Below are 10,058 nucleotides of genomic sequence, written 5' to 3'. Positions count from 1 at the left end.
AAGCTCTACGAGGCCGGCGAGGAGAAGGTCGCAGCCTCCTACCCGCTCAAGCGCCTGGGCGTCCCGGAGGACATCGCCGCGGCCGCCGCCTTCCTCCTGTCCGACGAGGCCTCCTGGGTCACCGGTCAGGTGCTCACGCTCGACGGCGGCAAGGGTCTGGTCGGCGGGGTCTGAACGTCCCACGAATCGACTGTGCGCAGTTTGGCGTCCTGACCCCTGTCGGACGCCAAACTGCGCACAGTCGTTTCGCCTGACGTGCTGGGCCCCAGAAGCCTTCGCACCTCGGCGGCGATATAGGCGATCGATTCGCCTTTGGTCACATGGATGACGGTGTACCCGGCCGCTTCCAGCGCGCGCTGCCGGCGGAGATCGCACAGCCGCTGCTCCGGGTCCTCCCAGTGATGACTCCCGTCGTACTCCACGACCACCTTCGAGTCCTCGTAGACGAGATCGGGATGGGCGACGCCGAAACCCGGGAGATGGATCGCCGGAGCGACCGTCGGTTCGGGAAGACCTTCGGCCATCAACGCCAGACGTAGGCGTGACTCGCGCGGCGACGCCACACCCGTACGGACCCGATCGACAGCGTCCAGGAGTCGTCGACGCCCGCGTGCCCCCTTGGTGCCATTCGATTTCACGAAACCACGAAGAGTCGCGAGTCCGACGAGTGGTTCTTCCCGCCGCCACGGGCCCACGAGCCCTTCCATGAGGACCACCAGTTCGTCCTCGTTCAGATCAACGGCACACTCCGTCACGATCCAGGCGACATGATTGACCGGCACACCGAAGAAGTCCTGCACGTTCCTCCGCTCCGACCGTCGGACCCGGAACCCCTTCCTCCGAAGCGTCGATCGGGCGAGGACTCGCAGTGGACCTTCGCGGAAGTGTGCGGGTACCGAGAGTCCCACGAACTCCGCTGCGGACACTCCCGTCAGGGCGACGTCGGGCCGCGTGGTCTCCAATGCCCGCACCGCGGCATAGGTGTTCTCCCACCAGTCGTCCGCCCAGAACGGGACGAGGCGCCTCTCCGTGGGAAAACCGGGGTCGTCGTCCCGCGGACGACGACCTCTCCGGAGACCGCCTCGGCCGCCTCGGCCGCCGTCGCCCCGGCGCGGCACGTCACCGACGGGGTGATCATGATCGCCCCACTGTCGGTAGTCCCCGAAACTCCGGTCGATCGTCCGCGTCACGCTCCCACCGCGCGTCCCGTAGATGCTCAGATCCGCGCCGCCCCGCGACCGGTTCCGGTGGCTGGACACCCCGTACTCTTGTGCATCCCCGGGCGCGAAGACCACCGGGAGCTCGCGGGACACCGCTTTCACACCCGTCTCACATTCATGCGCACGACGCGATTCGACCACAAACACAATCTAATCGCATTAAACGAACATACGAAGAGTTGTGAATCGACTGTGCGCAGTTTGGCGTCCGACAGGGGTCAGGACGCCAAACTACGCACAGTCGATCACTACGAGAGGAGAGAGGCGCTAGTCCTCCAGGGGGCCTCCGATGAGGACGACCGCCCAGGCGAAGAGGGCCACCAGCGCGGCGCCCACGAAGAGGAGCACGAACCCGCCGGTCGGGTAGACGAGCGCGGCCCAGGCGTAGCCGATCGCCATGCCCAGGAACCGTGAGGTGTTGTGGATCCCGAAGGCCATGGGGTTCCGCGCGGTCTCCGACCGGGAGATCGAGTAGGCCGCGGTGCTCTGGGCGGCGTTGAGGGCCGAGCCCATGAGCGCCAGGAGCACGACGATGCCCGCGATCTGGAGCACCACGTCGCCGGCCACCCCACCGGACCCCGCACCCACGCCGAATCCTCCGGCACCGCCCGCGCCGGCACCACCGGTCGACAAGAGCACCTCACCGCCGCCGGCCTCGAACCGCCGGAAGCCCGCCCGCGTCCAGAACCCGAGGACGAGCGCGGCGGCACCGAGCACCAGGAGGCCGGCCTCCGCCTCGACACGCAGGGAGTAGCGCCGTCCGAAGGTGGCGTTCATCCGCCCGGAGGCGGCCATGGCGAGCGCCATCGTGAACATCACGAGGCCCACCCACCCGGAACTCAGGCCCACGATCTCGGCCAGGTACAGCGGCAGACTCACGAGCGTCACACCCATGACGAGCATGGGTGCCCACGCCCCGACGGTGGCGCGCAGGAACCGCTTCTCCAGCAGTGAGCGCGGGGTGGGCAGGGACTCCGGGTGGCGCACCGACAGCAGCAGGAACGCGACCATGCACGCCGCCGCGACCACACCGGACACGATCTCCCAGGTGAGCCCCGCCCGCTGCCCGACGAGCGTGACGAACACGCTGGCCCCGCCCATGGCGAGCATGAGCGCGAGCATCCCCGCCCGGTGCACCGGCGTCGGCCGCCCCGGCCCCCGGGGGACCTGGGTGAGCACGACGAGCGCGACGACGGCGCAGAAGACCGCCTGGACGACGAACACGCCGCGCCATCCGACCAGGTCGGACACGAACCCGCCGAGCGGCGGCCCGATCGCCTGTCCCACCCCGATCGCCGAGGCCCAGGCCGCGAGCGCCGCCGGCCCCTTCGAGGGGAACAGGTCGACGAGCGCACGCTGCACGCCGGGTGGGAAGGTCGAGCAGGCCGCACCCTGGGCCACCCGCAGGGCCACGAGCATCTCGAGGTTGACGCTGAAGACGGCGAGTCCCTGCGCGAGCACCATGAGCACGATGCCCACGAGCAGCACCCGGATCGACCCGAACCGGTCACACAACCAGCCGGCCAGCGGCACGAAGACGACCATCGCGAGGGTGAAGGCCGCGACGGCGAGCACCGCCTTGTCCTCCGCCACCCCGAAGTCCGCACGGATCGCGGCGAGCGGCGCGTTGATGACGTTGCCGGACAGGGTGCCGATCATGGTGGTGGCCAGGAGCGCCAGGTACGCGAGCCTCCCCGGCTCCGGCCTCACGCCCTCCGGGCCCCCACCCGCCGACGAGGCGCCCCGGCCCCCGCCCTCACCCGCGCCGGTCACCGCCGGTCCCACTCCTGGGACAGCCACTCCTTGACGGCCTCCGAGTCCTGCCCGAGGGCCGGCGGCGCCAGGTCGTAGGTGACCGGCGACTTCGACAGTCGGATCGGGTTGCGCACGGTCGGGATCTCCCGCTCCCCCGTGCGTGTCATCGCCACGGGTTCGAGGCCCAGCTCCTCCGCGTAGTCCACGCCCTGCCCGATCGTGTTGATCGGCGCGCAGGGCAGTCCGGCCTCGGAGAAGATCCGGTACCACTCCTGGGCGTCCTTCTGCGCGAGCGCCTCCAACAGGATCGGGTCGAAAACGGCCCGGTTGTCGATCCGGTCGTGCGCGCGGGCGAACCGCGGGTCCTCCGCCCATTCCGGGTGGCCGCAGCAGGCGGCCAGCACCGCGAACTGCTTGTCGTTGCCGCACGCGACGATGAGCTCACCCTCGGCCGTCGGGTAGGGCTGGTAGGGGTAGACGCTCGGGTGTGCATTGCCCATCCGCTGCGGCACGACGCCGGCGGCAACGTAGGCACTCGTCTGGTTCGCCAGTCCCGAGAGCGCGGACGACAGCAGGTTCGTGTCGACCTTCTGCCCCTCCCCGGTCGCGTTCCGGTGCTGGAGTGCGGCGAGGATCCCGATCGTCGTGTGCAGTCCGGTCATGACGTCGAACATCGCCACCCCCGCCCGCTGCGGTTCACCCTCCGGGTCGCCGGTGATCGACATGAAGCCGGAGAGCCCCTGGACGAGCAGGTCGTAACCGGGCATCGGGTTGTGCGAGCCGAACCCGGTGACCGAGGAGTAGATGATCGAGGGGTTGGTCTTCACGACCGTGTCGTGGTCGAGCCCGTACTTGGCGAGGCCCCCGGGTTTGAAGTTCTCCACGAGCACGTCCGCCCGGAGGGCGAGCTCCCGGGCGAGCGCCAGGTCGTCCTCGTCCCGGAAGTCGAGGACGACGTCGATCTTGTTCCGGTTGACCGACAGGTAGTAGGTCGCGTCGTCGTCCCGCACCGGCGGCTTCCACGCGCGCGTGTCGTCACCCCCGGGTGATTCCACCTTGATGACGGTGGCACCGAGGTCCGCGAGCATCATCGTCGCCATCGGTCCGGCGAGCACCCGGGCGAAGTCCGCCACGACCAGCCCCGCCAGCGGCCCGTTCCCGGTCCGCCCGAACATCTCCCGCACCTGCTGTGCCTTCTCGTCCACTCCTGCTACCTTCTCTTCTCTTCCGTCCCCCGTGGTCCTCCCACGTGGGCTCGTCGTCGTACTCCGCGCCGCCGAGGCGCCTGCGGGCAGCCGCCCTACCCCGGACCCGTCCACTGGGCAGTCTCTAACCTTCCACTGGACAGTCTCTAACCGTCCACTGGGCGCTCCCTACCGCAGGTACAACCGCACCGTGTCGATCTCCTCGCGCAACAGTCGCACCTGCTCGGTCGTCGGTTCCGCCGTCGTCCCCACCGTGTCGGCGACCGCCAGGTCCCAGCCGGTGGCGGCGCGCACCTGGTCGACCGTCACACCCGGGTGGGTGTGGGTGAGGACGAGCTCGCCGTACGTGTCCGTGCGCTCCAACACCCCGAGCGGGGTGATGACGACCGACACCCCGTGTCCGGCCGGCTGGATGCCGACCCCGGACTCCCGGGCGGCGACCGGCGAGGGCGAGGTGACGAAGTCGAGAGCGGCCGGGAACGAGTCCGGGTCGTGTCGACGCATGACGACGAACACCTCACCGGCGTTGCCCATGATGTCCGAGGCGCCCCCGGAGCCGGGCAGGCGCACCATCGGCTTCTCCCAGTCACCGATCACCGTCGTGTTGAGCGAGCCGTGCCGGTCGATCTGGGCCGCACCGAGGAACCCGACGTCGACGTTGCCGCCCTGCAGCACGTACCCGAACAGGGCCTGCATGCTCACGACCGCCTCGGCGCCGGAGACGACGACGGAGTCGGCGATCCCCTCGGCCATCGCCTCGGGATGGGCACCGGTGACGCCGGATTCGTAGACGAGCTGGATGTCGGGGTTCACCGTCCGGTGCGCGAGGTCCACGGCCAGCGTCGGCAGGCCGATCCCCGCGAACACCGTCGACTTCCCCTCGAGCATCGCCGCCGCGGCGCACACGATGAGCTCGGTCTGCGAGTAGTCGGCGGCGACGGTGGGGTGGTCGTGCGGGGTCATGCGGGGACCTCCTCGGTCCGATCGGCCCGGGTGGTCCCCGGGGTGATCCGGCGGCCGTAGTCGACGACGCCGGAGGGGCGGGGTGCGACGGCGAGGCGGGCCATCCGGTCGCGACCGAGCACGTCCAGGTACTCCGCGTGATCGGCGGTGTTCCGCACGTGGGTGTCGAGCCACGCCTGCAAGCGGGCCGGGTCCTTGGAGATCGGCGTCCACTCGCGGTAGAAGGCGCAGTCGCGGTCGTAGGAACCCTGCACGTAGGAGGGGTGGGCTCCCTGAGGGACGACGCAGACGGCGTCGACGGCGTGGGCCGGGACGAGGGTGCGGTTGGGATCGGCCCGGACCACCTCGGCGTCGACGACCTCCTCGACGACCACGATCACGCGGTCGGCGGCGTAGACGGCTTCCTGCTGGCACCCGGTGATGCCCCATATCTGGACGTTGCCGGCCCGGTCGGCCCGTTGGGCGTGGATGATCGTGACGTCCGGGTTGAGAGGCGGGACGACGTAGGTGGAGCCGCCGGTGTAGGGGTCCTCGACGACCTTGATGTCGGGATTGACCTTCGGCAGGTCGGACCCGGCGAAGGAGCGGATGGGCACGAAGGGCAGGCGGGCGGCCCCGGCGTGGTAGCGCAGGGTCATGGCGTGGTGCGAGTACTCCTCGACCTCCAGTGGGGCGGGGTCGTGGTGCTCGAGGCGGCGGCGCACCTCGTACAGGGACCCGGCGGAACCGCTGGCGAAGAAGGAGCACACGAGCTTCGACACGCACCCGGCGGCGAGCATCATGTCGCAGATGAGATCCGGGGTCATCCGGCAGAAGGTGAGATCGGTGAGGCCCTGTCGGATGATCTCGTGTCCGGCGGCGAAAGGGATGAGGTGGGAGAAGCCCTCGAGGGCGACCGTGTCACCGTGGTGCACGTGCTGTTCGACAGCCTGCGACAGGGAGACGACTTTGTCCGTGGTCATGACTGCTTCCGGTGGGGATGGGAGGATGCTTTCGAGGGACCAGGACTCCGCGCACGGTCGTGGGTCGTTCGGAGCACGCGTGCGTATGACCTGGGCCACTCGTCGGTCCGCTCCAGATTAAGTCATCCCGAACACGAATACCACTGGGATTTGTGCCCGTTTGTGCAATAATTCCGGGATCCAGCCCCCTCCCGAAGAGGACCACATGGAGATCCACCAGATCCGAGCCTTCCTCGCCGTCGCGGAAGAGCTGCACTTCGGCCGCGCCGCCGAACGCCTGGGCATGGCACAGCCGCCACTGAGTCGGACCATCCGGCAGCTCGAGCGCGAACTCGGCGCCGACCTGTTCCGCCGGACCACCCGCTCCGTCACCCTGTCCCCCGCCGGCCAGGCCCTCGTGGCACCCGCGCGCGAGGTGCTCGCCAGCTGCGAGACCGCCAAGGAGTCGATCAAGCTCGCGACCCTTGGCGACATCGGGCACGTGCGCTTCGGGTTCGCCGGGGCGAGTTCCCACACGATGGTCGCCCGCATCACCGAGCTCTCGCGCCGCCGCCGACCCGGGATCTCCCTACGCCTGGAGTCCCAGACCTTCGCCCACGAGGCGCTCGCCGGCCTCATCGACGGCGAGCTCGACCTCGCCCTCGTCCGCTGGCAGGCGGCACCCCCGCGGATCACCGGCCGTCCCGTCATGACCGAACGCCCCGTCGTCGTGGTGCCGGCCGACCACCACTTCGCCGGGCGCGCGCGCGTGGACCTCGCGGAACTCGCCACGGAGGAACTGATCCTCCTGCCCACGAACCCGACCTCGAACATGCGCGAGCTCATCCAGCACTGGGCGTTCCGCGCCGGGTTCACCCCGAACGTCGTCCAGGAGGCGCCCGACTCCTGGATGGTCCTCTCCCTCGTCTCGACCGGGCTGGGCATCACGATCACCTACGACTCGGTGGTCGGCGGGTTCAACGACCCCAACCTCGTGACGATCCCGCTCGACGTCGAGCACGACCCCATCCATGTCTACCTGGCCCACCGCGAGGACGACGACAACCCGGCCCTCCACGAGGTGCTCCGCGCCGCCGAACAGGCGGTGCCCACGGTCGGTCCGGAGGACTGAGTTCAACGCCGCCCCGAACCCGGCACCCCACCGGCTGCGCAGGGCTGAATCCAACACCACCCGAGCCCCGGCGGCGGGGTCCGCGGACTTCTTCGGGAGGGCAGGGCGCCTCGGGGGCGGCTCCCACATGCATTTATTCCGATTGAGTACATAATTCTCCTCGACTTGTCACTTGCACCGGAATAATCCGCGTGCCAGAGTAGGCATTGAACGGTCGATAAGGACGTCACACGGACGTGGCGATCCGGCCGCCAGTGACCTCACGACACACGGGCCTCCGCCCCGGCGGCCCACGACCCCTGGAGGAGATCCCATGTCGTCCGAAGACATCGTCATCTGTGAGCCCCTGCGTACCGCCGTCGGCGGCTACGGCGGGCAGTTCAAGGACATCGCACCGGAGGTCCTGGGCGCGACCGTCGTCAAGGAACTGGTGAACCGCACCGGCATCGATCCGGAGGTCGTCGACGACGTCATCTTCGGCCAGTGCTACCCGCAGATGGAGGCCCCGGCCATCGGTCGCGTGGTCGCACTCGACGCAGGCCTGCCCACCTCGGTGCCCGGCAAGCAGGTCGACCGCCGGTGCGGCTCCGCACTCCAGGCCGTCGTCGACGGCATGGGCGCGATCGCGACCGGCGCCGCCGAGCTCGTGATCGCCGGTGGTGCCGAGACCATGTCCCGCGCCCCCTTCTTCAACGAGGAGATCCGTTGGGGCGTGCGCGGCGGCAACGTCGAGCTCAAGGACGGCCTGGTCCGCGGTCGCCTCACCGCCGGTGGCAAGAACTACCCGGTCCCCGGCGGCATGCTGGAGACCGCGGAGAACCTGCGCGAGGAGTACGGCATCAGCCGTGAGGAGCAGGACGAGCTGGCCGTCGAGTCCCACCGCCGCGCGACCGCCGCCACCGAGAACGGCACCTTCGCCCAGGAGATCGTGCCCGTCACGATCCCGGCCACCCGCAAGAAACCCGAGCAGCAGATCACCACGGACGAGCACATCCGTCCGGGCGCGACCCTCGAGTCGCTCGCCAAGCTCAAGCCGATCATGGCCAAGCAGTTCGGCGAGGCCGCCACGGTCACCGCCGGCAACGCGTCGGGGCAGAACGACGGCGCGGCCGCCACCATCGTCACGACGCGTGCGAGGGCGGAGGCACTCGGCCTCAAGCCGCTCGTCAAGCTCGTGAGCTGGGGCGTGGCCGGTGTCGAGCCGCACCGTATGGGCATCGGCCCGGTGCCGGCGACCGCCAAGGCACTCGCCAAGGCCGGCCTGGAGATGAAGGACCTCGACCTCATCGAGCTCAACGAGGCCTTCGCCGCCCAGGCCCTGGCCGTCACCCGCGAGTGGGGCTTCGGGAAGGACGACTTCGCCCGGATGAACGTCAACGGTTCGGGCATCTCGCTCGGCCACCCGGTCGGCTGCACCGGCGTCCGCATCCTCACCACCCTCGCCCGGGAGATGGAGCGCCGCGAGGCCCGCTACGGCCTCGAGACCATGTGCATCGGCGGCGGACAGGGCCTGGCGGCCGTGTTCGAGCGCGTCGAGGCCTGACATGCCCGTCCGCCCCCTGGACGGCATCACCGTCTTCGAGAACGACTCCTTCGTCGCGGGTCCCTCCTCCACGCTGGCCCTCGGTCAGCTGGGTGCGGAGGTCATCAAGATCGACCCGATCAAGGGTGGACCCGACATCGACCGCTGGCCGATCACGCCCGAGGGCCGCTCCATCTACTGGAACACCCTCAACCGCTCCAAGCGGTCGGTCGCGATCGACCTGCGCAGCGAGGAGGGGCAGGAACTCGCGCAGGCGCTCATCACCTCCCCGGGGGAGGGCTCCGGCGTGTTCGTCGAGAACAACGTCGGCCGCCCGTTCCTCTCGGACCAGGTGCTGCGCGCCCGCCGCGAGGACCTCGTCCACGTGAAGGTCCAGGGGTCGGCCGACGGCGGTCCGGGCGTCGACTACACCGTCAACGCCGAGGTCGGCATCCCGCTCGTCACGGGTCCCCTCGGGGTCGACGGCCCCGTCAACCACGTGCTGCCGGCCTGGGACCTCGTGTGCGGTCAGGCGGCCGTCACCGCGGTCGTCGCGGGCCTGCTGCACCGGGCGGGCACCGGGCGCGGGATCTACGAGGAGATCGCGCTCAAGGACGTCGCCCTGTCGGCCGTCGCGAACCTCGGCTGGTACTCGGAGACCCTCCAGCCGGCCGGGGAACGCACCAAGCACGGCAACCACATCTTCGGGTCCTTCGGCACGGACTACCGCACCGCCGACGACCGCCACGTGATGATCACGGCGATCACCAATCGGCAGTGGGGCAACCTCGTGCAGGTCACCGGGATGACCGAGGTCGTCGCCGCCCTGGAGACCTCGCTCGGCACGGACTTCGCCCTGGAGACGAACCGGTACGAGTACCGGGAGGTCCTCCAGGCGCTGTTCCGCCCGTGGTTCGCCTCCCGGGCGGCCGCGCAGGTAGCCACCGACCTCGAGGGCTCGGGCGTCCTGTGGGCGCCCTACGCCTCCATGGGGGAGGTCGCCGCCGAGGCGCTCGCCGAGGGTGGCACGGGGGATCAGGGCGCCTCGACCGCGGACCGGGCCGGGAACGGGCGGTTGCGTCGGGGATCAGATCAGGGCGCCTCGACCGCGGGGGTCCTCCGGACCCTCGACACCGAGGCGCTCGGCACCCTGCTCGTCGGCGCCAACCCGATCCGGGTGGACGGCGAGTACCTGGCCGACGCCCGCCCCACCGTCTTCGGCGCGGACACCGCCCGGGTGTTGTCCGAACGGCTGGGCCTCGCCTCCGCGGAGATCGGCCGGCTGGCCGATGCCGGGGTCGTGAAGGCCTGACACACGGC

General features: G+C 70.0%; 9 protein-coding genes. 4 read left to right on the top strand and 5 right to left on the bottom strand.

The features are described from left to right. Positions 1-54 precede the first annotated feature (54 nt). The gene (locus AAD496_RS12790; protein ID WP_433913770.1) at positions 55-174 is read left to right on the top strand and encodes an SDR family oxidoreductase; all 120 of its coding nucleotides are present in this window, start codon (positions 55-57) and stop codon (positions 172-174) included. On the opposite strand, the gene AAD496_RS12785 is transcribed toward AAD496_RS12790, so the two are convergent. The 5 genes from AAD496_RS12785 to AAD496_RS12765 all read right to left on the bottom strand — a co-directional run bounded on the left by AAD496_RS12785 (position 126) and on the right by AAD496_RS12765 (position 6,105). Further along, entirely contained in the window at positions 126-800 is a 675-nt protein-coding gene (locus tag AAD496_RS12785) for an endonuclease domain-containing protein (protein WP_349829182.1), read from the bottom strand. The genes AAD496_RS12790 and AAD496_RS12785 overlap by 49 nt on opposite strands. Positions 801-1,487: 687 nt before the next feature. After that, positions 1,488-2,993, bottom strand: coding sequence for an MFS transporter (locus AAD496_RS12780; RefSeq protein WP_349829181.1), 1,506 nt, complete (start codon positions 2,991-2,993; stop codon positions 1,488-1,490). Then, the gene (locus AAD496_RS12775; RefSeq protein ID WP_349829180.1) at positions 2,990-4,180 is read right to left on the bottom strand and encodes a CaiB/BaiF CoA transferase family protein; all 1,191 of its coding nucleotides are present in this window, start codon (positions 4,178-4,180) and stop codon (positions 2,990-2,992) included. The genes AAD496_RS12780 and AAD496_RS12775 overlap by 4 nt, the downstream gene beginning before the upstream one ends. A 168-nt stretch (positions 4,181-4,348) precedes the next feature. Next, the gene (locus AAD496_RS12770; RefSeq protein WP_349829179.1) at positions 4,349-5,143 is read right to left on the bottom strand and encodes a CoA-transferase subunit beta; all 795 of its coding nucleotides are present in this window, start codon (positions 5,141-5,143) and stop codon (positions 4,349-4,351) included. Then, positions 5,140-6,105, bottom strand: a complete 966-nt coding sequence (locus AAD496_RS12765) for a CoA transferase subunit A (RefSeq protein ID WP_349829177.1) — start codon at positions 6,103-6,105, stop codon at positions 5,140-5,142. Before AAD496_RS12765 ends, AAD496_RS12770 begins: the two co-directional genes overlap by 4 nt. Before the next feature lie 205 nt (positions 6,106-6,310). On the opposite strand from AAD496_RS12765, the gene AAD496_RS12760 reads away from it, so the two are divergent. The 3 genes from AAD496_RS12760 (at position 6,311) to AAD496_RS12750 (ending at position 10,050) form a co-directional block, all read left to right on the top strand. Further along, positions 6,311-7,216 (top strand): LysR family transcriptional regulator, encoded by a 906-nt coding sequence (locus tag AAD496_RS12760; protein WP_349829176.1) that lies wholly within the window; start codon positions 6,311-6,313, stop codon positions 7,214-7,216. A 313-nt stretch (positions 7,217-7,529) separates the two neighbouring features. Then, entirely contained in the window at positions 7,530-8,759 is a 1,230-nt protein-coding gene (locus tag AAD496_RS12755; RefSeq protein WP_349829175.1) for an acetyl-CoA C-acetyltransferase, read from the top strand. Position 8,760: 1 nt separating this feature from the next. After that, positions 8,761-10,050, top strand: a complete 1,290-nt coding sequence (locus tag AAD496_RS12750; RefSeq protein ID WP_349829174.1) for a CoA transferase — start codon at positions 8,761-8,763, stop codon at positions 10,048-10,050. Positions 10,051-10,058 lie beyond the last annotated feature (8 nt).

It is taken from the genome of Brevibacterium litoralis, from assembly GCF_040212315.1.
Classification (GTDB): domain Bacteria; phylum Actinomycetota; class Actinomycetes; order Actinomycetales; family Brevibacteriaceae; genus Brevibacterium; species Brevibacterium litoralis.
This window is presented reverse-complemented; position numbering and strand designations above follow the sequence as displayed.

Coding starts and splice junctions, on each gene's coding strand:
- AAD496_RS12770 (WP_349829179.1), bottom strand. CDS start 5,143: ATGACCCCGCACGACCACCCCACCGTCGCCGCCGACTACTCGCAGACC.
- AAD496_RS12760 (WP_349829176.1), top strand. CDS start 6,311: ATGGAGATCCACCAGATCCGAGCCTTCCTCGCCGTCGCGGAAGAGCTG.
- AAD496_RS12750 (WP_349829174.1), top strand. CDS start 8,761: ATGCCCGTCCGCCCCCTGGACGGCATCACCGTCTTCGAGAACGACTCC.
- AAD496_RS12765 (WP_349829177.1), bottom strand. CDS start 6,105: ATGACCACGGACAAAGTCGTCTCCCTGTCGCAGGCTGTCGAACAGCAC.
- AAD496_RS12755 (WP_349829175.1), top strand. CDS start 7,530: ATGTCGTCCGAAGACATCGTCATCTGTGAGCCCCTGCGTACCGCCGTC.